The organism is Streptomyces sp. NBC_01454 (assembly GCF_036227565.1).
GTDB lineage: Bacteria > Actinomycetota > Actinomycetes > Streptomycetales > Streptomycetaceae > Streptomyces.
The window spans coordinates 7,817,344-7,842,223 of record NZ_CP109460.1 but is presented as its reverse complement, the minus strand read 5'-3'; the positions used below and the strand labels follow the sequence as shown (position 1 = coordinate 7,842,223).

The 24,880-nt window shown below is 69.7% G+C and carries 17 protein-coding genes and 1 pseudogene; 11 read left to right on the top strand and 7 right to left on the bottom strand.

Annotated elements, in window-relative coordinates:
- Genes OIU81_RS34530 through OIU81_RS34520 form a run of 3 tightly spaced genes read right to left on the bottom strand, consistent with a single transcriptional unit; the run spans position 1 to position 1,677 of the window.
- A complete protein-coding gene (locus OIU81_RS34530) occupies positions 1-591 on the bottom strand; it encodes a CBS domain-containing protein (RefSeq protein ID WP_329154177.1) in 591 nt (196 codons plus the stop codon).
- Between the two features lie 57 nt (positions 592-648).
- A complete protein-coding gene (locus OIU81_RS34525; RefSeq protein WP_329154175.1) occupies positions 649-948 on the bottom strand; it encodes an acetate--CoA ligase family protein in 300 nt (99 codons plus the stop codon).
- A 33-nt stretch (positions 949-981) separates the two neighbouring features.
- On the bottom strand, positions 982-1,677 hold the full coding sequence (locus OIU81_RS34520) for a CBS domain-containing protein (protein WP_329154173.1): 696 nt from the start codon (positions 1,675-1,677) through the stop codon (positions 982-984).
- A gap of 471 nt (positions 1,678-2,148) precedes the next feature.
- On the opposite strand from OIU81_RS34520, the gene OIU81_RS34515 reads away from it, so the two are divergent.
- Positions 2,149-2,916 (top strand): STAS/SEC14 domain-containing protein, encoded by a 768-nt coding sequence (locus tag OIU81_RS34515; protein ID WP_329154171.1) that lies wholly within the window; start codon positions 2,149-2,151, stop codon positions 2,914-2,916.
- A gap of 460 nt (positions 2,917-3,376) precedes the next feature.
- The gene (gene ftsH / locus OIU81_RS34510) at positions 3,377-5,284 is read left to right on the top strand and encodes an ATP-dependent zinc metalloprotease FtsH (protein ID WP_329154169.1); all 1,908 of its coding nucleotides are present in this window, start codon (positions 3,377-3,379) and stop codon (positions 5,282-5,284) included.
- Between the two features lie 104 nt (positions 5,285-5,388).
- Here ftsH and OIU81_RS34505 read toward each other — a convergent pair whose 3' ends face one another.
- Positions 5,389-6,084, bottom strand: a complete 696-nt coding sequence (locus OIU81_RS34505) for a CBS domain-containing protein (protein ID WP_329154168.1) — start codon at positions 6,082-6,084, stop codon at positions 5,389-5,391.
- 809 nt (positions 6,085-6,893) lie between these two features.
- On the opposite strand from OIU81_RS34505, the gene OIU81_RS34500 reads away from it, so the two are divergent.
- Together OIU81_RS34500 and OIU81_RS34495 are read left to right on the top strand one after the other, a co-directional pair.
- Positions 6,894-8,438, top strand: a complete 1,545-nt coding sequence (locus OIU81_RS34500; RefSeq protein WP_329154167.1) for an FMN-binding glutamate synthase family protein — start codon at positions 6,894-6,896, stop codon at positions 8,436-8,438.
- Positions 8,439-8,560: 122 nt separating this feature from the next.
- A complete protein-coding gene (locus OIU81_RS34495) occupies positions 8,561-9,352 on the top strand; it encodes an alpha/beta hydrolase family protein (RefSeq protein WP_329154166.1) in 792 nt (263 codons plus the stop codon).
- 234 nt (positions 9,353-9,586) lie between these two features.
- On the opposite strand, the gene OIU81_RS34490 is transcribed toward OIU81_RS34495, so the two are convergent.
- Positions 9,587-11,038, bottom strand: coding sequence for an amidase (locus tag OIU81_RS34490; protein ID WP_329154164.1), 1,452 nt, complete (start codon positions 11,036-11,038; stop codon positions 9,587-9,589).
- Between the two features lie 122 nt (positions 11,039-11,160).
- Between OIU81_RS34490 and OIU81_RS34485 the strand changes: the two genes are divergently transcribed.
- From OIU81_RS34485 to OIU81_RS34475, 3 genes are all read left to right on the top strand, one after another.
- Positions 11,161-11,778, top strand: a complete 618-nt coding sequence (locus OIU81_RS34485; protein ID WP_329154162.1) for a TetR/AcrR family transcriptional regulator — start codon at positions 11,161-11,163, stop codon at positions 11,776-11,778.
- A gap of 1,036 nt (positions 11,779-12,814) precedes the next feature.
- The gene (locus OIU81_RS34480; RefSeq protein WP_329154161.1) at positions 12,815-13,504 is read left to right on the top strand and encodes a DUF4232 domain-containing protein; all 690 of its coding nucleotides are present in this window, start codon (positions 12,815-12,817) and stop codon (positions 13,502-13,504) included.
- A 367-nt stretch (positions 13,505-13,871) separates the two neighbouring features.
- Positions 13,872-15,518, top strand: a complete 1,647-nt coding sequence (locus tag OIU81_RS34475) for an eCIS core domain-containing protein (RefSeq protein WP_329154160.1) — start codon at positions 13,872-13,874, stop codon at positions 15,516-15,518.
- A gap of 74 nt (positions 15,519-15,592) precedes the next feature.
- Here the strand turns inward: OIU81_RS34475 and OIU81_RS34470 are convergent, their stop codons facing one another.
- A complete protein-coding gene (locus tag OIU81_RS34470) occupies positions 15,593-16,585 on the bottom strand; it encodes a D-alanyl-D-alanine carboxypeptidase family protein (protein WP_329154159.1) in 993 nt (330 codons plus the stop codon).
- Between the two features lie 484 nt (positions 16,586-17,069).
- Here OIU81_RS34470 and OIU81_RS34465 point away from each other — a divergent pair, with 484 nt between their 5' ends.
- From OIU81_RS34465 to OIU81_RS34455, 3 genes and pseudogenes are all read left to right on the top strand, one after another.
- Positions 17,070-17,606 (top strand): hypothetical protein, encoded by a 537-nt coding sequence (locus tag OIU81_RS34465; protein WP_329154157.1) that lies wholly within the window; start codon positions 17,070-17,072, stop codon positions 17,604-17,606.
- Between the two features lie 314 nt (positions 17,607-17,920).
- Positions 17,921-18,806 (top strand): annotated as a pseudogene (locus OIU81_RS34460) (aminoglycoside phosphotransferase family protein).
- Positions 18,807-19,020: 214 nt separating this feature from the next.
- Entirely contained in the window at positions 19,021-20,115 is a 1,095-nt protein-coding gene (locus OIU81_RS34455) for a PP2C family protein-serine/threonine phosphatase (RefSeq protein ID WP_329154155.1), read from the top strand.
- 180 nt (positions 20,116-20,295) lie between these two features.
- On the opposite strand, the gene OIU81_RS34450 is transcribed toward OIU81_RS34455, so the two are convergent.
- The gene (locus OIU81_RS34450) at positions 20,296-20,610 is read right to left on the bottom strand and encodes a helix-turn-helix domain-containing protein (protein ID WP_329154154.1); all 315 of its coding nucleotides are present in this window, start codon (positions 20,608-20,610) and stop codon (positions 20,296-20,298) included.
- 347 nt (positions 20,611-20,957) lie between these two features.
- Between OIU81_RS34450 and OIU81_RS34445 the strand changes: the two genes are divergently transcribed.
- Positions 20,958-24,842 (top strand): Pls/PosA family non-ribosomal peptide synthetase, encoded by a 3,885-nt coding sequence (locus OIU81_RS34445; RefSeq protein WP_443074180.1) that lies wholly within the window; start codon positions 20,958-20,960, stop codon positions 24,840-24,842.
- Positions 24,843-24,880: the final 38 nt, after the last annotated feature.

The following is a 24,880-nucleotide window of genomic DNA, read 5'->3' as shown; positions in this document are numbered from 1 at the left end:
CTACACCGGCTCTTGGTAGGGAGCCTCGCGCCGGTAGGTGAGGCGACTGACGACCGCGGTGACGCCGTCGACCTGTCGCATCATCCGTATCGCGACGGCTACTTGGCCGCTGCTCTCCAAGCTCCCCTCAACGGTCACCAGACCGTCATGGACCGACACTTCCATACTCTGCGGGCTGAGCCACAACGCCCGCACCACGATCTCATCCATGACTTCGTCGCGGATTGCGGAGTCCGGACGGGCGAAGATCTGCAGCACATCACGCCGGGTGATCATGCCGACGAGCCGTGCCTCCTCATCCACCACGGGGAGCCGCTCGACACCGCTCGCGCTCATGAGGCGGGCCGCACGGACCACGGAGTCATCGGCGCGAACCGTGCGAGCCGGAACCGACATCAACTCGCCGGCGTTGGGGGCCGCACCACTTCCGGCCCTGTGCCGCACGGGCTCCAGGTCCGTCGCGGACACCACGCCGATCACCTTGTCATCGCCGTCCACCACAGGCAGGCCGCAGATGTCGTGCTCCGCCAGCCACCGCACCATTTCTTCGGCGGATGTCCCGCTGTGCGCGCGGACGACATCCCCGGTCATGACACTTCCCACCTGTCGGCGCTTCATCTCCTGCCCTCTCTCGGCTCATGCCCGGCCTCAGGGAAGCCAACGCAGGTAGGCGTCACGCGCGTGGCGCGGCATCAGGCGGACTCGGGCGTCGACGACGGTATTGCCGTCCGGCCTGGCGACAACCGGATGGCATGCCGCCTCGGGAAGATCGTCCGCCATGCGGGAGAGGCGTGCCGGCAGGTCCTCCAGACCTGCGACGTCGGCCAGGCTGCTGCCCCGGTAACCGCACAGCAGTCCGTCGCCGTGCGCCTTCGGCCCGAGGGCCGTCCGGTGCCGTTCGCAGGGACCGACCGGCCCTCTGACCGACTCCGTGTGCCGGCCGCGCATCGTGCAGCCCCTCCCGCACGGTGGCCCGGCCCCTTACCGATGCTCGAAATTGCGGCTCACCGCCGTGGACCCGGTCCGTTCGAGTTCCGGTCCTTTGAGGTCGAACGTCACCTCTACGACGCCCTCGATCGCCCGCACCAGCCGTGCTGCCACGGGGAGGAGCGCCGTGTTCCGGGTCCGGCCGCTGAGGGTGACCACCCCATCGGTGACACTGACCGACAGCTCCTCCGCGGAACCGGCGAACAGCCGGCCCACGACCTCCGCACGTACCTCCGCCGCCAGGTCCTCGTCGGACCGGAGAAAGACCTTCAGCAGGTCCGAGCGGCTGACGATGCCCTGCAGCATCCCCTCGCCGTCGACCACGGGAAGCCGCTTCACGGACTTGAACGCCATGGTCCGCGCCGCCTGAGCGAGGGTGTCTCCGGCATGCGCCGTCAGGGCCGGCGTGGTCATCAGCTCCCCCGCCGTCAGGGCGCCGGCCTTGCGCACGTCATCCGACCGCCGCAGCTGTTCCCTACGGTCCGGGTTCGCTTCCCGGAATTCCTCCTTGGGCAGCAGGTCGGCCTCGGAGACCACACCGATCACCCGCCCTTCCCCCACAAGTACCGGCAGAGCACTGACTTTCCACTGCTCCATCGTCTCGACGATCTCCTTGAACCGCGCCTCCTGACCGATGGCCACCACCGTCCGAGTCATCACATCGCCGACCGTGCACGGGGTGTGCTCCATGACGCCTCCTCGGGACGAACTGCCGTCGCGCGGCCGCTGCGACACCTTCAGCTTGCGCGAGTCCGTCCGCGCCGGGCAGGGGCCGTCCGGCCCCTTCGTCTGCTGATCGTCAGCGTCGCGTTCGACGCAGTACGCCCTCCCACGCGCACTCCGTCCGCGCCACCCGTAGGGCCGGTCGGCCCGGGACGAGGACCTGCGGCCCATCCCCTCAGCCATGCACTCCGCGCAGCGTGGAGAAGGAAGGATGCCCCCGCGAGATACGACATGGCGCGCCCCGTACCGTCGCCCGACTGGAGGCGGGGCGCGCTCGTGACCTGCAACGTTGGCACAGAGCGGAGAAGCAGGAGCGTGGTGGAAACCGAGTTCGACGTAAAATGATTCTGGAGGGTCGAAGTTGGGTGCGCCGTGGTGTGCGCCGAGCGTCGGTTCGGTTTGAGCTGCACGTCGCACAGGTCCTGAGAGAAGGGCGACATGCTTGAGAGGCTCAAGGACGTGCCTGCCGCAGTCGACGCGGTGAAGGCGGTCGGGACCGTATCGAAGAGCGACTACGAGAGGGTGATCGAGCCGCTCGTCAATGATGCGCGCAACGAAGGTCGCCGCATCCGTTTCCTGTATGAGTTCGGCCCGGAGTTTCAGTCGTTCACCCCAGGGGCCGGGTGGGAGGACCTCAAGATCGGGTTTTCCTCCCTGCGGCTGTTCGAGGGCTGCGCGGTCGTCAGCGACATCGGCTGGATCCGTGAGTCGACCCGGCTCATGAGCTTTCTGATGCCCTGCCCGGTGCGCGTGTTCGGCAACCAGGAGCGTGACGCGGCCCTCCGCTGGTTGAGTTCGCTGCCTGAAGGTCCCGGAATTTCCCACCGGCTCCTGCCCGAGAGCCAGGTTCTGGTGGCGGAGATCGAACAGCCCTTGCGCGCACAGGACTTCGATGCCCTCGCGCTGGCCGTCGACGGCTGGCTCGAAGTGCATGAGGAGTTGGCCGGCGTCGTGGTCCATGCGCGAGAGTTTCCCGGCTGGGAGAACGCCGGGAGTCTGCTCCGGCATGTGCGTTTCGTCCGCGACCACCACCGGAAGGTCGGAAAGGTGGCGCTGGCAGCCGACAGCAAGCTCGCCGGTTTGGTACCTCATCTTGCGAACCACTTCGTCCATGCCGAAGTGCGACGGTTCGGGTACAACGAACTCGAAAACGCCGTCGCATGGGCGGCGGCTCCTCCCGATCAGCCCCCGACCGGGGCGGGGTGACGACGCGGCCGTGAAGGCAGAACGGCGTCGCGGTGGTGTCGGCAGGTCTTCCGCCAAAGAGGGAGCGAACGGCTCCCCGACACGCTCGGCGAGGCGTGCAAGGTCTCGGCCTTTGCAGCCTGGAACGAGAGCTGCGGTGCGTCCCTCGTCCGCCGCTCCGATGGGCTTGGAATCGGTCTCCGACGTGCGGACCGGGCATGAAATGGGTCGAACGGTCCAGCTTCGGTCCGGCGACTGCGGTGTGCGCTTGGCGCTCGTGAGGCCACCGTCGCCGTGCGGTCTCCTCTGGTGACACGCCCTGAGCCTCCGCAGGACGTCGTCCAGACCTGTGCTGTCGCATTTCGTGGTGCGGGAGGCGGGAAGAGCGTTGACCGTGGAAGGGAGACGCCCGAGGCGGCCGGCACCGGCCGCAGCGCGAAACAGGCGCGTCGTGGGAGGCCTGCGTCGAGGGAGCCATCCAATGATCACAGCAGTGCGCCTGCCGGGCCGGCATCCGACGCGATCGGCCAAACCGGGGCCGCCAGGAGAGCCGCCCAAACCGCCGGCCTCGCCACCGACCCCCGGGTGGCGGCGGTGGCTGCTGCCCATCGTTCTGGTGATCGTGTTCCTCGTCCTCCTGATGCGCTCCCAGCCCTCGCCCGGGACATCCGTCACGTACAGCCAGTTCCTCGGCAAGGTGAACACGGGCCAGGTCAAAACGGTCGACATCAACGACAAGGGAGCTGTTGACGGAACCCTCAAAGACGGACGGAAATTCACCACCCAGATCCCCACCGCACTGGATAACAGTGGCCTGGAGCAACAACTGCGTTCCGAGAAGGTGGACATCACCGCCTCCAACACCGGCGGCGGCAGCGGCCTGGGGACGCTGCTGGCATTCATCCTGCCGCTGGTCCTCCTCGGTGCGCTGTTCCTGTGGACCGGGCGGAAGGCGGCCCGCACGCTGTCCGGGGGGCTGAGCGGTATCGGACGGTCCCGGGCCAAAATCATCGAGGCCGAGCGGCCGACCACCCGCTTCGTCGACGTCGCCGGGTACGAGGGCGTCAAGCAGGAGATCAGCGAGGTCGTCGACTTCCTGCGCCACCCGGAGCGGTACGCGGTGGCCGGAGCCAAGGGACCACGCGGAGTGCTCATGGTCGGGCCACCGGGCACCGGCAAGACGCTGCTCGCACGCGCCGTCGCCGGCGAGGCCGAGGTGCCCTTCCTGTCAGTGACCGGATCGGCATTCGTGGAGATGTTCGTCGGGGTCGGTGCCTCCCGGGTCCGTGACCTCTTCGCCGACGCACGCAAACGTGCTCCCTCGATCATCTTCATCGACGAGATCGACGCCGTCGGCAGCCGCCGCGGCGGGGTGCGCCTGGGCGGTAACGACGAGCGCGAGCAGACCCTCAACCAGCTCCTGGCCGAGATGGACGGCTTCGACCAGAGCAGCGGGATCGTGGTGCTCGCCGCGACCAACCGGCCCGAAGCCCTCGACACCGCGCTTCTGAGGCCCGGACGTTTCGACCGGCATGTGACCGTCCCGCTGCCGAACCAGGCCGAGCGAGCGGCGATCCTGAGGGTCCACGCCCACGGCAAGACCCTGGCACCCGACGTCGACTGGGACGTCATCGCGCGAGCCACCCCCGGCTTCTCCGGAGCCGACCTCGCGAACCTGGTCAACGAGGCAGCCATCAACGCGGTCCGCGCGGGCGGCAGCGTCATTTCCGCCCAGGACCTGGACTCCGCCCGCGACCGGGTTCTGCTCGGGCGGCGGGAGACCTCCAACGCCCTGCTCCCCGAAGAGCGCCATGCGGTCGCCGTTCACGAGTCCGGGCATGCCCTCGTCGCGGCCCTGTGCGAGCACGCCGACCCGGTCGCCAAGGTGACCATCCTGCCGTCCGGACCGGCCCTCGGCGCCACCGAGCAGCTCCCCGAAGCCGAACGCCACCTCTACAGTGAGGGCTATCTGAACGACCTGCTGACCGTCCGCCTCGGCGGCCGGGCCGCCGAACTCGTCGCCTTCGGCGAGGGCTCGACCGGCGCCGCCGACGACCTGGCCGGCGCCACCCAGATCGCCGGCCGCATGGTCCGCGATTTCGGCCTGTCCCCCGCCCTCGGCCCGGTCGGCTACGCCTCGGGCACCCCTCAACGCCTCGGCGGAGAACCCCCCGAAGCAGCCCTGCAGCGGCCGTACTCCGAGCAGACCCAACGCATCGTCGACGAGGAAACCACCCGCCTGGTCCGGCAGGCCGAGAATCGCGCAGTGTCCCTGCTGCGCGAACACCGCACGGCACTGGACGCCCTCGCGGAGCGGCTCATCACCCACGAGACCATCGCCGGTTCCGTCGTCCTGGACGTACTACGACAGCACCGGCCGAACCACTGATGACGAGGTCACCGCGGGGGGGTGAGGGGGGTGCCACCAGGACGCCGTGGTGACAGTGCAGGCTCCGCGGCAGGTCGCGGGGGTGAGGGATGAGCTGTCCTCTCTCACCGTCCTTCTCCCGGCCGGTCCGCCGCCATGGGCCCCGTGCGTGCGGCATCCGGGCCGGTCACATCGAATTCCACGTCCACCACCCCCTCGACCGCACGCACCAGGCGCGCAGCCACCGGGATGAGGGAAGTGTCCCGAACTCGTCCGCGCAGCGTGACGACGCCGTTGGTGACGGTGACCTGCAGATCCCGGGTCGGGGCCGCGAACAGCGCGCCGAGAATGTCCCGGCGGACTTCCTGCGCCAGGTCGTCGTCCGTTCGCAGAAAGACCTTCAACAGGTCGGCACGGCTGACGATGCCCTGGAGCACCCCGTGCGCATCCACCACCGGAAGCCGTTTCACCGACTCGAGCGCCATGGTGCGAGCGGCCTGGGAGAGCGTGGCATTGGCACGCACGGTATGGGCAGGGCTGCTCATCAGCTCCCCCGCCGTCACCGCTTCCGCTTTGCGGACGTCATCGACCCGTCGCAGCTGCTCCAGACGGTCGGGGTCCGACTCCCGGAACTCCTCCTTGGGCAGTAGATCCGCTTCGGAGACCACGCCGACCACCCGGTCCTCCCCCGCCAGCACCGGCAGAGCACTGACCTTCCACCGTTCCATGGTCTCGACGATCTCTTTGAACCGCGCCTGACGGTCGACCGCGGCCACCGTCTTGGTCATCACGTCGCTGACAATGTGCGGGGTGTTCAGCATGACGTCATGCCTCCTCAATGCCGGCGGCTGTCCAACGGCCGGTGTGACACCTCCAGGATCAAGGGCGACGACGGAGCCGGACAGGGGCCGTCCGGTCCCTTCCGCCGCCGTCCGGTCGCCCCTCACCGCCCGGACCCCTCGGATACCGGCGTCGCCTACGCGGCGCGAACGGCTGCCGTGCGACGGAGGCACGCGATCACACTCACGCACCCACCCTGCCGTGATCTTCTGCGGAAGCCGCGAGGATGACTGCCACCTCTGCGGCAAGGCGGTCCAGGATGCCGACCCCCTGTGAGGAGTCCAGTTGCGCGGGTGGGGGGTCGTTCCGCTGCAGAGGGGACAGCCGCAGCGCCGAGGCCCGTCGTCGGCTCAGATATCCGTGGCAGCCGCGATGAACCGGCCGGGCGTGGTGACTGACGAAGGAAAGCCCCCTGGGCAGAGCCGGTGTGGGAGACGCCGAGCCGCCGGCGCCAGCCCGCAGATGGACCCTCCCGATCGGCCCGGACGCAGCGGCCGAAGATCGGCAGTCCTTGTCCCGCCCGGCCCGCCCGGCCCGCCCGGCCCGCCCGGCGCTCAGACGTTACGCCGTGTTACACGAGCGTCACCGTGCAGAGCCTGTTTCGACGCCTGGACCACCCGCCACTGGGAAGACCACCCCACGCGCGACCCACTATCCGGGCGAGCCCCTAATATCATCGGGCGTCCTCCGACGGACGCTGACGCCCGCTGGGTCGTGCCCACCGCCCAACGCCCGGCACGACGACTCCACTGCATGGCAATGGAGTCGAGCATCGAGGAGAGGAACGTTCATGCGCGCCCGGAGCATCGCCGCGGCCACCGCCACAGCATTGGCGCTGGTGGCCACTCGTGACCTTGTCCAGAAGAAGCACGCACTGCTCCGGAACTTCCCCGTGCTCGGGCACGCCCGGTACCTGTTGGAGACGATCGGGCCGGAACTGCGGCAGTACATAGTGACCTCCAACGACGAGGAGCGCCCCTTCAGTCGTGACCAGCGCACCTGGATCTACGCGTCGGCGAAGGGGGAGAACAACTACTTCGGGTTCGGAACCGACAACGACGTCGAGCACACGCAGGGGCACGCCTACCTGAAGCAGCGCACATTCGCCGGCACGCTGCCCGACGCGCACGACCCGCAGGCCCCACTGCCGTCGGCCAAGGTGCTGGGCGGGCCACGCGGGCGCGCCAAGGCGTTCCGGCCGGCGAGCGTGGTGAACATCTCGGCGATGAGCTTCGGATCGCTCTCCGGCGCGGCGATCACGGCGCTCAACAAGGGGGCGGCGCTGGCGGGCACCCTGCAGAACACGGGCGAGGGCGGTCTCTCGCCGTACCACCGCAACGGTGGCGACCTCATCCTTCAAATCGGTACGTCCTACTTCGGCTGCCGCAACGAGGACGGCAGCTTCAGCATCGACAAGCTCAAGGATGTGGTCGCCGGTGCCCCGGTCAAGGCGATAGAGATCAAGCTTTCCCAGGGTGCCAAGCCGGGGCTGGGCGGGATGCTGCCGGGCGCGAAGGTGACCCCGGAAATCGCCGAGATCCGCGGCATCCCGCTCGGCGAGGACTGCGCTTCCCCGTCGCGACACACCGCGTTCGACGACGTCGACTCGATGCTCGACTTCGTCGAACTGCTCGCCACCGAGACCGGCCTGCCGGTGGGGATCAAGAGCGCGGTGGGAGAGATGGAGTTCTGGCAGGAGCTGGCCACCCTGATGGCGCGTGGTGACCGTGGTGTCGACTTCGTGACCATCGACGGCGGCGAGGGCGGCACCGGGGCGGCACCGCTCACCTTCGCCGACTCGGTGTCGCTGCCCTTCCGGATGGGCTTCTCCCGGGTCTACGGCACCTTCGCCGAGCGGGGGCTGACCGACGACCTGACTTTCATCGCCTCCGGCAAGCTCGGCCTGCCCGAGAACGCCGCGGTCGCCTTCGCTCTGGGTGCCGACATGATCAACGTGGCCCGTGAGGCGATGCTGTCGATCGGCTGCATCCAGGCGCAGAAGTGCCACACCGACAAGTGCCCCACCGGCATCGCCACCCAGAGCCCGTGGCTGGCCCGCGGCCTCGACCCGACCTCGAAGGCCACCCGGGCCGCTGTCTACCTGCGCACCCTCCGCAAGGAGCTGCTGAAGGTCTCGGCGGCCGTCGGCGTCGCCCACCCGGCGCTCATCACGGCCACGGACATCGAGATCATGAACGGCGACTACGAGGCCCGCACCCTGGCCGGCGTCTACGGCTACAAAGACGGCTGGGGCGAGCTCGGCCCGCACCTCGCCGAGGAGATCACCGCACTGCTCACCACCGAGCGGTCCTCCGACCGGAAGCCGACCGCCTGACGCGCCGATCACGGCCGGCACCGCGCTCGCTGCTCCCCTGCCCGGAGCATGCGCGTGGGGCCGGCCGGTGGCACCCTTGTCTTCCCTGCTCCACGAACAGCCCCTGCCTAGGTGATCAGAACATGAGCGAAAAAGTGAGATTCCCGAGCGTCGTCGGCCCCGAACTGGCCGGAGCGATCGACCTGCCGGACGGCGAGATCCGCGGCTGGGGGATCTTCGTGCACGGATTCACCCTCGGCAAGGGCTCGCCGGCCGCGTCGCGTGTCAGCAAGCAGCTGGCACGCGAGGGGATCGGCATGCTGCGCTTCGACAACCTCGGGATCGGGGACTCCGACGGCGACTGGGGGGACGGTTCCTTCACCGTCAAGGTCCAGGACACGATCCGTGCCGCAGCCATGATGGCGGAGCGGGGGACTCCGGCAGACCTGCTGGTGGGGCACTCATGGGGAGGCGCCGCCGTCCTCGCCGCGGCAGCCGAGGCAACCGGCGTCCGCGCGGTCGCCACGATCGGAGCGCCTGTCGATCCCAGCCACGTCGAGCGACAGTACGACGCGGTCGTGGATCGCGTGCTCAGTGACGGGTCGCACGAGTGGTTCGTCGGCGGGCGGACCCTGGTCCTCAAGCGTGCCTTCGTCGAAGACGTCCGCCGTGCTCACCTGCGGGATCGGATCGGCGAGTTGGACCTGCCGCTCCTCGTCCTGCATTCGCCGACCGACAACACCGTCGACATCGACAACGCCGGAGAGATCTTCCGCGAGGCACGACACCCTCGAAGCTTCGTCTCACTCGAAGGAGCGGACCATTTCCTGACCGCCCGAGGACAAGCGCAGCGAGCCGCCCGCATCATCAGCGCCTGGGCCGACCAGTACATCCACGGGTCACGGCCCGCAGGAAAGACAGCTCAGGGTGGTTAGGCGCTCGCTCGGACAGGTACGGGGTCAGGGCCGCGGGTGAGGCGGTCTTCCCAGCGGTGGGTGGTCCAGGCGCATGGAAACAGGCTGCGCACGGTGATGACGGCATCCGCGAGGCCGAAGAAGGCGTTGATGACGCTGGTGCGGTGTTCGTAAGCAGCATGCGTGCCCGCAGCACCGACGACGGTGCTGCGGGCCCAGACTCGTTCCCCGGCCAACCGAGACCGTCGGCGGGGTTCAGGCGGCCGGGAGTGTGCCGGCCCAGACGGGGGGCGTGCGCTGCACCCAGGGAGCGGCCCTCTCCAGTTGCCCGGCAAGGCGGAACAGAACGTCCTCTCGCCCGTACCTGGCGGCGAACTGGAGGCCGATGGGCATGCCGGTGGCCGGATCGGCCGCCAGGGGCACCGACATGGCGGGGGTGCCGGCGACGTTGAAGGCCGCGGTGAACGGCGACCTGTGGAACAGGTGCTCCAGCCAGCCCCGGCCGTCTGCCCCCTCCGCTCCATGGTGGTAAGTGCCTATGGCGACGGGAAGTTCGGGAAGGGTGGGTGTCAGCAGTACGTCGTGACGGTCGAAGTGCGCGCCGATCGACCGGGCGACCCGGTTGCGCACATCGAGGGCCTGCACGAACTCCGCACCGCTGACCCGACGTCCCCAGGCGTAGCTCGCCAGCATCTCGGGCTCGACGGTCGTCTCGTTCACGGGGCGGCCGAACGCCTCGGCGAAGCCGTCGATCCATGTCACCAGGTTCGCCGTCCACAGTCGGGCGTTGGCGAGGACGAATTCCTCCCAGCTCACCCCGAGGTGCACGCCGGTGGGTTCGACCCGGTGGCCGAGCGAATCCAGCAGGCGGGCGCCGGCCAGCGTGGCTTCGTGTACGGCAGGCTCCACGGCGCGTCCGTTCCAGGGGGTGGTGAGCAGTCCGATGTGCAGTCGCCCGGGATTGCGGGTGCTCTCCTCGGCGTACGGGCGTCGGGGAGGTGCCGCGACGTAGGGATCGCCGCTTTCGGGGCCCTGGATCAGGTCGAGGAGCGTCGCGCTGTCGCGCACGGTCCGGCTGAGGGCACCGTGCACGGCCAAGCCGTTGAAGACCTCGTCGGCGTCCGGACCCATGGAGACGCGGCCGCGGGTGGGCTTGAGTCCGAACAGCCCCGTACTGGCGGCGGGGACGCGGATCGAGCCGGCCGCGTCGGTGGCGTGCGCGATGGGGGTGATGCCGGCGGCGACGGCTGCGGCCGACCCGCCGCTGGAACCCCCCGGCGTCCTGGTGAGGTCCCAGGGGTTGCGTGTCGCTCCGTGGAGGACCGGCTCCGTGGTGGTGCTGTAGGCGAATTCGGGGGACGCCGTACGGCCCAGCGTCACCAGGCCGGCCCGCCTGAACCGTCGCATGAGGAAGGAGTCCGCCGCTGCCACGTTGCCGGCAGCGAGGCGGCTGCCCAGTTCGACGTGCTTGCCCTTCATGGCCACGGCCAGATCCTTGATGAGGAACGGGACACCGGTGAGCGGTGTACTGCCCGGCCTCGGAGCGTCCTCGGCCGGCCAGTTCTCCACGACGGCGTTGATGTGGGGATTGACGGCAGTCATCGCGTCCTGGGCCGCGGAGGTGAGTTCCGCGGCGGTGACGTCTCCCCGTGCGACGAGCTGGGCCAGCCCCACGGCGTCGTACCGGGTGTATTCGTGCAGCTTCACGACGCTCAACCTCGCAGTGATCCGATCGGTCCCGCATGATACCGAGCGGTATCGTTCGGGGTTGGTCGGTAACGTAGCATGGGCGGGGAGAGGCCGGCGACGGCGACCGAAGTGAGGCGGAGATGGCGAGCAGCCCCCCAAGGCCCGGCCGGGACACGAGAGTGGCCCGCCTGCCCCCGCGTGAGCGCATCCTCGACGCCGCCGAGGAGCTCTTCCTGCGCGAGGGCATCAGGGCCGTCGGTGTCCAGGCCATCGCCGAGCAGGCGAAGACCACGAAGATGGCCCTGTACCGGCACTTTGTCACCAAGGACGCCCTGATCGAGGAGTGGCTGAGAATCGTCGCAGCGGGGTACTCGACCGCCTTCGACCGCACGGAGGCCGAACACCCCGGCGACGGCCGGGCCCAGGTCCTCGCCGTGACGCGATTCATCGCCGAGGGGTTGCCGGACATCGCGCAGCGGGGCTGTCCCTTCGTCAACTCCATCGCCGGCCTGCCCGATCGGGGACACCCGGCCCGCCGGCTGATCGAGGACCACAAGGCCACCCAACGGCGCCGGCTCACGGGCATGTGCGAGAGGGCCGGCGTGCGGGCTCCCGACGAGGCCGCCGCAGAGATCACCTTCCTCATGGAGGGTGCGCAGGTCAGCGCCCAGAATGGGAGTGTCGACCGGGTGGGGGCGCGGCTTCTCGCTGCGGTCGAGGCCGTCCTGGACCGAGGCGGGACGGTCGGCGAACGCTGAGCCGACGCCGGGCACCGGGGGGCCAACCTGATCGGCGCACCCGTCACCCGCTCGCTGATCGCCTACGACCAGGGCCTCCTGGACCCCGCAACGGCCGCTGACGGACGTCCGCAACAGCTTCCGCGAACTGGCTTCGCCTGAAACGGCGAGGGCTCGCGGGCCTCCGCCGACCAGCCGGCGCCAGTCGGAGGGGATCAACGGGCCCCTGCCTCGGCCTGGGCAGGGGTGGCGGCGCGGCCGGCTGCGCGGAGTTGGCGACGCGTCTTGTCCACGATCCTCTGACCGGACGGGAGGGCGTACGCGGAGCCCGGTGTGTACACCGAAGAAGAGGGTCCCTGAGTCGAGCCGCCCCGTGTGGAACCCGAACTCCGAGCCCTTACCGAGGTGTTATCTGCATCCGAAGTTCGCGCGGTCTCAGTGTCGGTAGAGCTGGTGCGACTCCCGGCAGTCACCTGCGCCTCATCAGTTGCTCGCTTCCGCAACCACTTCGATGCCCCGGTGTCCAACTCCATGACGGACGGCTGCCGATCACCCAGGAGGGCACCCGCGGACCGCCTTCGGCGACCCGGACGCCTATGCCGTGCAGGCCGCCGCGCGGCTGGTGCCGGCGGACCGGGCGGCGCGCGCGAGGCGGCACGACGCCGTGGTGGACGCACTCGGCTCCGTACTGAAGAGGGCCGGGGACGTCGTCGGTCTGTGACCGGTTGAAGCGACTTCCGCCACGGCCCGGCGCACGGGTTCTGACACAGCTTCTCTTCGTCGGGGCTGCTGGGCAGTTGAGCGCGGGCGGTGCTGCCGGGTCGGTGGTGGTGGCTGGCCATGGGGCAGGTGACACTGTTCGGGGCCGCTTGCGGGCGCCAAGATCCAGGTGCGGAACTCCAGGCTGCCCGCGGCTCGGACTCACCCGTTCGCGCGGTTTGTTTGCGGGACGTGAGTGAGGCGTTTCCGGAACGTCAGTGGCCCCGGGAAAAGTGGTGTCCACACCGCGGGAACGGCCGAAGAAAACTCCCGCACGAAACACAGGGGGAACCCGATCATGCGTACTTCCCGGATTCGTACCGCCACCCTCACCGCCGTCACCGCCGCGCTGGCGCTGGGCCTGACCGCCTGCGGCGGCGCCGACGGCGGTTCGAAGGCGGCGGGCGGCGGCAACGCCGCCGGTACCGCGCAGAGCAGGTCCGCGTCCAACGGGGACGGCAAGGGCGGCGCGGAGCAGGCCAGCGGCGGTGAGACCAAAGAGGGCGCACGCTCGACGACCGCCTCGGGCGGGACGGGCAAGGCCGCGAGCAAGGGCACCACGGCCGGCGCCCAGCAGTGCCGCGGCAACGAGATGCTGCTCACCGCGGTGCACCGGTTCGCCGGGCAGCAGGGCGACCACCTGCTGGTCACCGCGTCGAACAAGGGCACCAAGCCCTGCTGGGTCACCTCCTACCCGGCCGTGAAGCTCGGCAGCGAAGGCGCCGCACTGCCGCACTCGAAGAAGGACAACCCGGGCGGCGACAAGCACCTCACGCTCCAGCCCGGCGGCATGGCATACAGCGCGGTGAACCTCTTCGACTACGGCTCGAAGAACCACAAGGCGCAGTCGTTCGCCCTCGCGATGCGCGGCGCGGACGGTCACGACGGCCCCTTCTATTCCGTCTACATCAAGGGCGAGAAGCCGCAGTTCAGCTGGAACCAGGCCGATGTGCTGAACTGGAGCGCCAAGAAGCCGTACGACTTCTGACGGCGGCGCGTCCGGGACGACGCGAGAACCAAGGGCGCTGTCCGTGACAAGTAGCTGCTGATTGGATGCCAACTGCCATGCCGCCTACCAGGAAAACAGCAGTTCAGCGCCGATCTTGGTGACACGCATCCTGCTTCGGCTCAGCGCCCTTCAACGCCATCATCCGTAACCCATCCGGGATCGCTCAGCGCCCGGCCTCTTCCGGAGAGCGTGCCGACCGAGCGACCGGGGATCTTGCTCAGCCCAAGGACCGAACTACGAGTCGGCGAGGCGTGATGCGGGGGAACAGGCAGCATCTGGGTTCCTGCCCGTTTGTTCCGCGTCTCTGCCCTTGCGTCTCTGGGGCGCGTCCGTTGAGCGTGTCAGGGTGGTGAAGGACGATTCACCCTTTGACTCCGGAGGAAGGCAGATGGGCCTGAACCGCGACGAGAAACCCACGTCGGACAGGGTGCGCGGGCCTGAGCGGTCGAGAGCGACCGCCTCTTCCACCGGCACGGCTGTTCAGCGGATGCTCGCTTCGCAGAGCGCTGTCGGAAATGCGGCGGTGGTTCAGATGCTCCGTCAGGCTGGGCATCTGTGGACGCAGGACGAGCTCCAGCACGACCCTGGAGGCGGGCACCAGCCGCCGGGAGCCCAGATGCGAAGTTCCGTGGACGGCGGCACCGTCGCGCGTGCCTTGGAGGAGGTACAGCAGCACGTCCACGGCACAGACTGCGGCCACGACGGCGCACAGGACAACGGTCCGGAGCGGCAGAGAGCCTTGCTGGCCGCCGCCATGCGGTCGCCGAGCCAGCCGCTGCCCTCGTCGGTGCTTGCCAAGGCTGCGCCGTTCTACCAAAACGACAAACTCTCCTCCACCCGCGTCCACCGCGGCACGGTTGCTCAGCGCGCCACCGCGGCGATGGGGGCCCAGGCCATGACGGTCGGAAACCATGTCTTCCTGTCCGCCGGGGCCGAGGGCAACGAGGAGGTCATCGGCCACGAGCTCAGCCACGTCGACAAGAACGTGAAGGGTGTGTCCGAAAGGGGCAACGACAACGGGGCCGGAGTTCATGTCACCGACCCTGAGCAGGGCTCCGAACGGGCTGCCGCGCAGGACGGCGCCGCCTACGCCGCGGGCGCTACGACGGCCCCCTCCCTCAGCGCCCAGCGCCAGGCGACGACCGCTTCGCACCGGACCGTCCAGCGGGTGGCGGATACGACTGGCGAGCGCGTGGGGGAAGGCGAAGGGCTGCTCCAGGGCGGCCGGACGGTACAGAGGGCCGGAGGGCGCGGCTCGTCCTCAAGGGACGGAGGCCACTCCGGCCGATCGTCCGCCCGCCCGCCACGCATCCCTGTCTCGTCACTGCCGCATGTGCATTACCTTCAGTTACCCGCGTACGGCCCGACATTCGGGCGCGGCGGGGGTACGAGAGGACACGTGATCCTGGGCCCACGCGGATTCTTGGATCAGCGAAGCGATGCCAATTCCCAACTGCCTCCGGCCATCGTCGACGCCCGCGCGAAGTATACGAACGAGACCTTCATCGCCGGACATCTGGTCAACGCATCCTTCGGCGGGGACGGTCGACGGTCGGCGAATCTCACTATTCTGACTTCCAGCGCCAACGGCCGGATGAAGAGTTTTGACAACTCGATCAAAAATGCCCTGGACCGTGCGAACAGTATCTACGGACACCTTTCTCGCCTGTCTGTGGACATCACTCCTCTTCGGCTCGGCGTTGAAGTAGATGTCAGACCGGCAGGCGAAGGGTATACGTGGGACACGCACGGCCCCGGAAAGTACATTTCGCAATTCATTCACTGCGCTGCGACAGTCCGTGGTGCCGGCTTGCTTGAGGACTGGATAGCTGCGGAATTGGCCAAGGACCCCAGAAATCCAGACTGGCTGTACGTTCGCGATCAGCTGAGCGTAATGGACGCCTATGTCGACCACGCGAACGCCATGGGCATGATCGACAACGAGCCGAGGCATCCCATCGTCCCCGCCCAGAGCGGTTCACGCAGGCGTTGATGGTGTGACGGGAACTTCGGTGATACGTGGTTGCCCGATATCACCGCGACCCCGACCTCCCCGGGCAGCTGCGCTCAGTGGGCGAAGCCCCAGTCGAGCATCTTGGTTGCGTCGTCGAAGCGGCCCTGGTCGTCCTTGAGAATCGCGCCGACCAGGGTGCGATTGTCCCGCTTGGCGGCGAACACGAGGCAGTAGCCGTCCTCCGGGCCGCTGCCCGTCTTGATGCCCAGCGCACCGTCGTAGCTGCTCAGCAGCTTGTTGGTGTTGTCCCAGGTGTAGTACCGGATGTGGCCGTTGGCCGCCGGGGCCTCGGTCTTGAACTGCTTGTTCTTCACGATGTCGGCGAACACCGGCTGCAGCAGTGCGCGCTGGCCGAGCCTGGCCAGGTCGCGGGCGGTGCTGTGGTTGTTGCCGTGCGAGATGCCGTCGAAGGTGTCGAAGTGCGTGCCGGTCATGCCCAGTTGTTGCGCCTCGGCGTTCATCTGGTGCACGAAGTCGGCGATCCGCGCGTCCTCGGTGTCCCCGGAGCCGAAGTTGTCGGCCAGAGCCATCGCGGCGTCGTCGCCGGACGGGAGCAGCATGGCGTGCAGCAGCTGCGCGACGGTCAGCCTGTCGCCGGTCTGGAGGTCGGCGGTGCTGCCGCCGACCTTCTGGACGTAGTCCCGGTACTCCTGCTTCACCGTGATCTGCCGGTTCAGCCACTCCGGACGCTTGAGCACCACCAGGGCAGTCATGATCTTGGTGGTACTGGCCATCGGCACGCTCTCGTCCGCCTTGGCCCCGCCCCACAGCTCCCGCCGCCGGCTGCCGTCGCGGGCGTCCAGAAGGAAGGCGTGGTCAGTGTTGATCTGAGGAGCGGCCTGGTCCTTCACGCCCTGGCTCCGGGCGGCCGTCGTGGTGGCCTCGCTCCCCTGCCGGCCGTTCTCGTCCGCGGAGTGCGTGGCACCGGGGGTGGCCGCCTCGGCGAGACCGCCGGCGGTGATCGGCAGGGCGGCACCGACAAGTGCGACCATCGCGACCCGGACACCGGTGCGGTGTATTCGGTTGGGACGGGCGTGGGAACCCATGGGGCGTCCCTTCTCCCGGCGAAGGGACGCCGGTGACGTAGGAGAACTCGGTTCAAGGCGAATCTACTTGCACGAGAAAAGCGGCTCTCAAGCGGGCTGGGTCATAGCCGGGTAACGGGGCGCGTCGCTGTGGACGTGTCGCGTCAGGTGACTGGTGGGTGCCATGAGCTGCTCGCGCTCAGCGCCCGGTCGACTCCCCGAAGAGCGGCCCCGACGACCGCACATTCCCTCCGCCGGTTGCGGACCTCTGTTCCCCTGAGCGCACGGACAGAGAAATCCTTCCGGACGGGTTCGAGGCAGCATGGCTCCGAGCACATCCCGTCGGCGGCGAGCTATACCACTAAAACGTGCGCGTGCGCCCCGAAGGTGGAGTAGTCCAGCTGCCGAAGGCCCTCCCTCGGGATTCGCCGGATCCCGGCCCGATCGGCGGTCTACCGTACGGACATGCCGCACAGCCCGCTGCGGTCATATGAGGAGGAGTCCTGTGTCATCGCCCTGTGACCCCAAGTACGCGCGCGCCGGCGACGTGGGCGCAGCACTCATGATGATCGACTCTCGGCTCAAGGCCCTCTACGACAAGAAAACCGAGACCGACCCCGAACACCAGGAAATGATCGACCAGTTCGCCGCGTCTTTGGGCCCTACAGGAGTCGATGCGCTGCTGGACGGCACATGCACACTCATCTACATGCTGATGAAGTGGCTGCGGTCAGCCTGCGAGGAGCACGACAAAGACGTCATCGAGTACACGGTGCCCAGCCTCGTGGCCACGATGCGCATGATGCCCAAGACCTTCCGCCCCGAGATCATCCCCACCATGGCCGGCCTACTCGTCGCCGCAGCCACCGACCTGAGCCCCAACCTCTGGCGGGCCCAGTACGGAGGCTGGATCGAGGCCGAGATGAACCCCCTGGAAGCTACGGCCGTCCTGCTCGCTGAGCACACCAACCGGATCGCCGACGACCACGACTTCGCCACCCGCTTGATCACCGACGCCCTGACCAGGTCGGACCAAGGCTGAGGTGCAGCGCCTTCGCGCGACGGTGGGGCCACGACCGAGGTGCCTGAAGTTGCGGGCGCCGTGACCGTCACACTCGGGGTGGGTGAACCTTGCGATTCCCACCCCGGTGGTCGCTGGGCCACGATCTCGTTCACGAGCCACTCGCCGATGTCACGGGTCATGCGCGTGCCTTCGTTGTGGCTGGCGCACTTGAAGGCGTCGAGTGCGCGGTGAGCCGGTGTGATCGCCTTACCTGACCCGCGCCGCCTGACCCGCGCCGTCAGGCATTCCCGTGCTGGAAGGCGCGGCGATACGCCGTCGAGGTCACCGCGGAGCTGGTCCAGGATCTGCTGCGGGACCAGCACCGCGACCTGGCAGATCGTCCTTTGCGGCTCGGTGCGCGTGGCTGGGACAACCAGCTGTGGCGGCTCGGCGACGACCTCGCCGTCCGGCTGCCCTGGGCGACGCAGTCCGCGGACGCGCTGCTGCGCAAGGAGCACGCCTGGCTGCCCTCTCTCGCCCCGCGCCTTCCCCTGCCGGTTTCCCGTCCCGCAGCGCCTCGGCGAGCCCTCCGAGCGGTTTGCGCGCCCCTGGATCGTCACCACCTGGCTGCCGGGCGAGCCCGCCGACCGCGCACCCGCCACGCGCGCCGCGGAGGCGGCCGCCGCCTTGGCCGCCTTCCTCACAGCTCTTCACCAACCCGCCCCCGACGAGGCGCCCGCCGGCCGTGGCCGCGGGCGGCCGCTGTCCGGCTGCACCGAACGGTTCGCCCAGCTGCTCGCCTCGGCCACCGAGCTGGGGCTGCTCCCCGAAGCAGACGCTGTCCGCGCGGTATGGGACGACGCCGTCGCCGCGCCCACCTGGCCGGGCCCGGCACTGTGGCTCCACGGCGACCTGCATCCGGCCAACGTCCTCACCGCGGACGGCACCTTTTGCGGCGTGATCGACTTCGGTGACCTCTGCGCGGGCGATCCGGCCTGCGACCTCGCCGCCTCTTGGGTACTCCTGCCGGACGGCGCCGCCGACCGCTTCCACTGCGCTTACCAGCCGGCCGCGGACGCCGCGACCTTGGGCCGCGCCCGCGGCTGGGCGGTGCTGAAAGCGCTCGGCGGCATCCTCATCGGAGAAGCCGGCGTCCGCGGCCGCCCCGGTGGCAGGCCCAGCTGGGGCCCACCCGCACACGCTGCACTGAGGCGCCTTGTCGCCAAGGCCCCCAGCTGATCACGCCTCAAGGTTCGGTGGCACCGGTCAAGCCGAGAGAGGCGTGGGAGCCGTGCGAGGCGTGGGAGGCGTGCGCTCGTAGCACCGGCCGCCGCACGACAGGGCCCGGAGAGCGCTGACAGGGCGGCGGGAGGACAGCCCGGGACATGGCACTGTCCCCCGTCACGCTGCCGCCAGAGCGCTATGTCCTCTTTACGTGGATACCCTGTGAAGTGTGATCGACTCTGGACGGCCGCGGATCCCTCGTCGCCACGGCCGGTGGCTTGTGCGACTGTCGCCGGTGATCCTGACCGTCGTCATCGCCACCCTGGCATACGTCACTCCCCCGGACGTGGCCTTCAGTCGCCTTCTGCCCGCGGCGCCGGCCCTCGCCGCCGCCATGTGGCCGGTGCTCCCCACCGTCCTGCTGGGGACGGTCTGCCTCCTTCTGATGATCGGCCTCAGCGTGGTGTTCCCCGGTCTGGGGACATGGTGGACGGCTGGGGGGATCATCGCGGTCACCGTGGCCGCCGCGTACGGAAGTCATGTCCGGCTCCAGCGGGAGCGCACCCTCTTTCAGGTGCGGCTCGTCGCTGACGCGGCGCAGCAAGTGGTGCTGAGTCCGATGCCGCGCCGCTTCGCGAGCGTCGAGATCGAGTCGCTGTATCTCGCGGCCGCCGCGGAGGCCCGTATCGGCGGGGACTTCTACGAGGTGGTCGACACGCGATACGGGGTCAGGCTGCTCATCGGTGATGTGCGGGGCAAGGGTCTGCCGGCAGTGGGAGCGGCCGCGGCGATCGTCAACTCCTTCCGGGAGGCGGCCTACGACGAGGCCGACATGGTCAGCGTGGCGCGCCGGCTGGACGCCAGCAGCACCCGATACAACGCCGCGTTTCCCCCCGAGGGGGCCATGGAGCGCTTCGCCACCGCGCTTCTCGTGCAGATCCCGCACGGGGAGAGGCATATCGAGATCCTCAACTGCGGACATCCCCCGCCGCTGCTCCTGAACCGCGGGGAACTCCGTGCCCTGGAGCCCACCGCCCCCTCACCGCTGCTCAATCTCGCGGAGCTGATCGGCGATCACTACACCATCGACACCTTCGACTTCACCCCCGGTGACCTGCTGCTTCTCTATACCGACGGGGTCGCCGAGGCCCGCGCCCGCGACGGCGGGTTCTTCCCGCTGGCGGCCTGGATGCGCCAACAGCCCCCGACGCCGCCCCACGAGCTGCTCATGGCTCTGCACCGCGATCTCCTCCGCTACAGCAGAGGACGCCTGGACGACGACATCGCCGCCCTCGCCGTGCGCCTGTGTGAACCCCCCGAGTAAGCCCGGACCGGATCGCGGCCAAGCGCATCTCCGCACAGGCGAAGACCGGCCGTCAACAACTCAGCAGAAAGGGGCAGTTGCTACGGGGAAGCGATGCGCGGACGAACATGCCCGCTCCGCGATCGCCCCGCCCCGCCCCCGTCAATGTCGGGAGTTCGGCCCCCCGGTTCGCCCCTTGCCTCACGACCACGAGGAGGGGCCGGCGGGCAGCAGGGTGATGGTGGCGTGTGCCGCGTCGGGGGCGCCGTCGTAGGAGTACGTGAGCAAACCGGCCTCGCTGAGCTGGGCCAAGGCCGTGGTGAGGACCTCCGGGGACGTGCCCAGGGCTCGTGCGGCTGAGTGCACGGGGAGGCTGATGATGTGCGCCGCGGCCCGTCCCAGTGCGGGGGCGGTGGTGGCAAGGTCCGCGAGAAAGCCCGCCAGCGATCCGCCCTCAAGGGCTGAGTGCGCCTTCGCCACCCACGGGGCCAGCCAGTCTTCGGCCAACGACGTCACCGGGACCACTCCTTCCACCAGGGTTCCAGAGCAGCATCGGCCGGGGACTGACGCGGGGCACCGCGCACCGGGCCGAATGGGTGACCTGCCGGCCGCCCTTCGAGAGAGGCAAGGCGCCGGCCACCGGTGAAAGAACAACCCTATTGCCACTACCGCTCGCCGCGTCTCGACGGTCGTCGCATATTCGCATGGATGGACGAGTGGATCCTGTGGGCCACGCGTGCGGTCGGTGCCTCCGGGAACGGCGTCGCGCGGCGTGGTGGCACGCCCGCGGCCACCCGTCCCGCTCGGCGGTGGAAGGGGGGAACAGGGACGAGGAACGCATGGTGGAACTGGTGTCGGGGCGCATGGTGCGGGAGCAGGATCCCGTCGACGAGGGCGCCGGCCGCCTCCCCGCGGTGTTCGGCGGACGTACGGCTCCCGCTGCGCGCACGCTCGTGGATGTGCTGGACGCCACCGTCCTGATCCATCCGCACGAGCCGGCCCTGGACGACGGACGGACCACACTGAGCTACCGGGAACTCGCCGGTGAGGTCGAGGGGCTACGGCGCCGGCTGGCGTCGGCCGGGATCGGCGTGGGCGACCGCGTCGGGGTGCGGGTGCCCTCCGGCACCAATGATCTCTACGTCTGCATTCTGGCCGTGCTCGCCGCGGGGGCAGCGTATGTACCGGTGGACGCCGAGGACCCGGACGAGCGAGCGGATCTGATGTTCGGCGAAGCGGCGGTGAGCGCCGTCCTGGGGGCCGGGCGGCGTCTCACCATGACAGGTCCGCGAGCCATGGGCGGTCCACGCCGCCCGGGTCCCGGGGATGACGCCTGGATCATCTTCACCTCCGGTTCCACCGGCAGACCCAAAGGCGTTGCCGTCACCCACCGCAGCGCGGCGGCCTTCGTCGACGCCGAGGCCGCGCTCTTCCTCCAGGACGAACCGATCGGCCCGGGTGACCGGGTGCTGGCCGGTCTCTCGGTCGCCTTCGACGCCTCGTGCGAGGAAATGTGGCTCGCCTGGCGGCACGGCGCCTGTCTGGTCCCCGTGACACGTTCCCGGGTCCGTGACGGAGCCGGTCTCGGCCCGTGGCTGGCCGAACAGGACATCACCGTCGTGTCCACGGTCCCCACGCTCGCCGCGCTGTGGCCGGCCGAGACACTCAACGAGGTGCGGCTGCTGGTCTTCGGAGGCGAGCCGTGTCCCCCCGAACTGGTCGAGCGGCTGGTCACGGAGGGACGGGAGGTCTGGAACACCTACGGTCCCACGGAGGCCACCGTGGTCGCCTGCGCCGCACTGCTGACCCGTGAACGGCCGGTCGCGATCGGTCTGCCGTTGGACGGCTGGGAGCTGGCCGTGGTGGACGGGTCCGGGGCGCCCGTCGCCATGGGCGGGAGTGGCCAACTGGTCATCGGCGGGGTCGGGCTGGCGCGGTACCTGGACGGCGACAAGGACACGGAGAAGTACGGTCCGCTGGAGTCGCTCGGCTGGCAGCGGGCCTACCGCACAGGTGATCTCGTACGGGCCGAGCCCGACGGCCTGGTCTTCCTGGGCCGGAACGACGAACAGGTCAAGCTCGGTGGCCGGCGGATCGAGCTCGGTGAGGTGGACGCGGCGCTGCAGGCGCTCCCCGGCGTGAGCGGTGCCGCTGCCGCCGTCCGGACAGCACGCGGCGGCAATGCCCTGCTGGTCGGCTATGTGGTGACCCGGGAAGGCTGGGACCGCGCGAAGGCCGTCGAACGGCTGCGTGCCCAGTTGCCCGCTGCCCTGGTGCCGTTGCTCGCTCCCGTCGACGTCCTGCCCACCCGCACCTCCGGCAAGGTGGACCGGGCCGGGCTGCCCTGGCCGCTGCCGCGGACGGCAGGGCCGGATCGCGCTGCCGCGGGTTCGGCCGGGCTGCTCAACGCCACCGAGGCGTGGCTGGCCGAGCAGTGGCGCGAGATCCTCGGTGTGCCGGTCACCGACGCCCGGGACGACTTCTTCGCGATCGGCGGCGGCAGCCTTGCCGCCGCCCGGCTCACCACCCTGCTCCGCAACCGCTACCCGGCCACCGCAGTCCGCGATGTCTACCAGCGGCCCACGCTGCGCAAGATGGCCCGGATGCTGGAGCGTTCCGCGCAGGGCGGGAGCGGCACTCGCTGCGTGCTGCCCGTCCCGGCCCGGGCCAAGATCGGGCAGCTCCTCCTGGTGCTCCCGCTCTTCACCCTGGTCGGGCTGCGCTGGATGCTCGCGCTGCTGGCTCTGGGCAATGTGCTGGCGTGGTGCGGCAGCTATCCGTGGGCGCCGACGGCCTCGTGGTGGTGGGTGGCGGCCGGCGGCCTGCTGTTCTTCAGCCCGCCGGGCAGGCTGGCGATAGCCGCTGGTGGGGCCCGGCTGCTGCTCCGGGGGCTGCGGCCGGGCAGCTACCCCCGCGGCGGACACGTACATCTGCGACTGTGGACGGCGGAGCGGCTCGCGGAACTCAGTGGGGCCATCGGTCTGTCCGGGGCGTGGCTGGTCCGGTACGGCCGGGCGTTGGGCGCGCGCATCGGACCGGAGGTGGATCTGCACTCGCTGCCGCCGGTCACCGGGATGCTCAAGCTGGGCCGCGGGTGTGCCATCGAGCCGGAGGTGGACCTGTCCGGCTACTGGCTGGACGGGGACCGGCTGGAGATCGGTCCGGTGAAGGTCGGCTCGGGCGCGGTGGTCGGTACCCGCAGCACCCTCTTCCCCGGCGCCCGGGTGGGCAAGCGGGCCCAGGTCGCTCCCGGTTCCGTCGTCAGCGGCCGCGTGCCGACCGGCCAGAGCTGGGGCGGTGCGCCCGCCGCCGAAAGGGGCAAGGCCGAACGGCGGTGGCCCAAGCGGCGTCCCCCGCGCCAGGCCCGGTGGGCAACCCTCTACGGAGTGAGCGGCCCGGGGTTGGGACTGCTCCAGCTGATGGCGGGGATCCCGGCACTGGCGGTGGCGGGCCGCTTCGTCCACGCCGGGGCAGGTCTCACGGAAGCCGTACGCGGAGCACTCCTCGCTCTCGTGCCCGCCACGCTGGCCTTCGGGCTGGTGTACGCCGCGCTGCTGATCGTCGCCGTCCGGCTGCTGAGCCGTGGTCTGCGCCCCGGCTGGCACCCGGTGCACGGCGGGATCGCCTGGCGGGCCTGGACCGTGAGCCAGCTCATGGACCTGGCCCGTGGCACGCTCTTCCCGCTCTATGCCGGCCTCATCACTCCGCTCTGGCTGCGCACGTTGGGCATGACGGTCGGCAGACGCGTCGAGGTCTCCACCGTGCTGGCGCTGCCCACCTTCACCACGGTGCGCGACGGGGCCTTTGTGGCCGACGACACCCTGCTCGCCCCGTACCAGCTGGGCGGCGGGTGGCTGCGGATCGGTGCGGCCGAGATCGGCGAGCGAGGGTTCCTCGGCAACTCGGGCATGACCGCGCAGGGACGCGCCGTCCCGGAGCGGTCGCTGGTGGGGGTGCTGTCCGCTGCTCCGAAGAAGGCCAAGAAGGGCGGCTCGTACCTGGGGATGCCGCCCATGCGGCTGCCGCGCTCGGCCGACACCGCGGACGACCGCCGGACCTATGACCCGCCGCCCCGGTTGCTCTGGGGCCGAGGGCTGGTCGAAGGGTGCCGCCTGCTGCCGGTGCTGGTCTCCGCCGCCCTTGGCCTGCTGGTGCTGGCCGCGCTCGCCCAACTGGCCGCACGCGGCTCTCCTGCGGGGGCGGCGCTGCTGTCCGGCCTGGTGCTGTTGGCCGCGGGAAGCGCCGCCTGTGGGGTGTCCATCGCTGCCAAATGGCTGCTGGTGGGCCGCTTCCGGCCGGCGGAACGCCCGCTCTGGAGCGGGTGCGTGTGGCGGGCGGAGCTCGCCGACACGTTCGTCGAGGTGCTGGCCGTGCCGTGGCTGGTCGGTGCGGTGCCGGGCACACCGTTGATGAACCTCTGGCTGCGGGCCCTGGGAGCCACCGTCGGCCGGGGGGTCTGGTGCGAGACCTACTGGCTGCCGGAAGCCGACCTGGTCACGCTGGAGGACGGGGTGAGCATCAACCGGGGATGTGTGCTGCAGACCCACCTCTTTCACGATCGCATCATCCGGATGAACAGCGTGCTTCTTCGCGAAGGTGCCACACTCGGCCCCCACGGCATCGTGCTGCCCGGCAGCACTCTTGGGGCGCACAGCACCCTCGGGCCGGGGTCTTTGGCGATGGGCGCGGAAACCGTACCGGACGGCACCCGTTGGCTGGGCAACCCGATCGGGGCCTGGCGAGAATGAGGCACAGCACGACCATGGACCGTCAGCCCGCCGCCCGG

What these genes read in the sequence shown, in the direction of transcription:
- OIU81_RS34495 (WP_329154166.1), top strand. Translation starts at nt 8,561, where the DNA reads ATGAGCGAAAAAGTGAGATTCCCGAGCGTCGTCGGCCCCGAACTGGCC.
- OIU81_RS34470 (WP_329154159.1), bottom strand. Translation starts at nt 16,585, where the DNA reads ATGGGTTCCCACGCCCGTCCCAACCGAATACACCGCACCGGTGTCCGG.
- OIU81_RS34480 (WP_329154161.1), top strand. Translation starts at nt 12,815, where the DNA reads ATGCGTACTTCCCGGATTCGTACCGCCACCCTCACCGCCGTCACCGCC.
- OIU81_RS34445 (WP_443074180.1), top strand. Translation starts at nt 20,958, where the DNA reads ATGGTGCGGGAGCAGGATCCCGTCGACGAGGGCGCCGGCCGCCTCCCC.
- OIU81_RS34500 (WP_329154167.1), top strand. Translation starts at nt 6,894, where the DNA reads ATGCGCGCCCGGAGCATCGCCGCGGCCACCGCCACAGCATTGGCGCTG.
- OIU81_RS34485 (WP_329154162.1), top strand. Translation starts at nt 11,161, where the DNA reads ATGGCGAGCAGCCCCCCAAGGCCCGGCCGGGACACGAGAGTGGCCCGC.
- ftsH (WP_329154169.1), top strand. Translation starts at nt 3,377, where the DNA reads ATGATCACAGCAGTGCGCCTGCCGGGCCGGCATCCGACGCGATCGGCC.
- OIU81_RS34505 (WP_329154168.1), bottom strand. Translation starts at nt 6,084, where the DNA reads ATGCTGAACACCCCGCACATTGTCAGCGACGTGATGACCAAGACGGTG.
- OIU81_RS34520 (WP_329154173.1), bottom strand. Translation starts at nt 1,677, where the DNA reads ATGGAGCACACCCCGTGCACGGTCGGCGATGTGATGACTCGGACGGTG.
- OIU81_RS34525 (WP_329154175.1), bottom strand. Translation starts at nt 948, where the DNA reads ATGCGCGGCCGGCACACGGAGTCGGTCAGAGGGCCGGTCGGTCCCTGC.
- OIU81_RS34515 (WP_329154171.1), top strand. Translation starts at nt 2,149, where the DNA reads ATGCTTGAGAGGCTCAAGGACGTGCCTGCCGCAGTCGACGCGGTGAAG.
- OIU81_RS34530 (WP_329154177.1), bottom strand. Translation starts at nt 591, where the DNA reads ATGACCGGGGATGTCGTCCGCGCGCACAGCGGGACATCCGCCGAAGAA.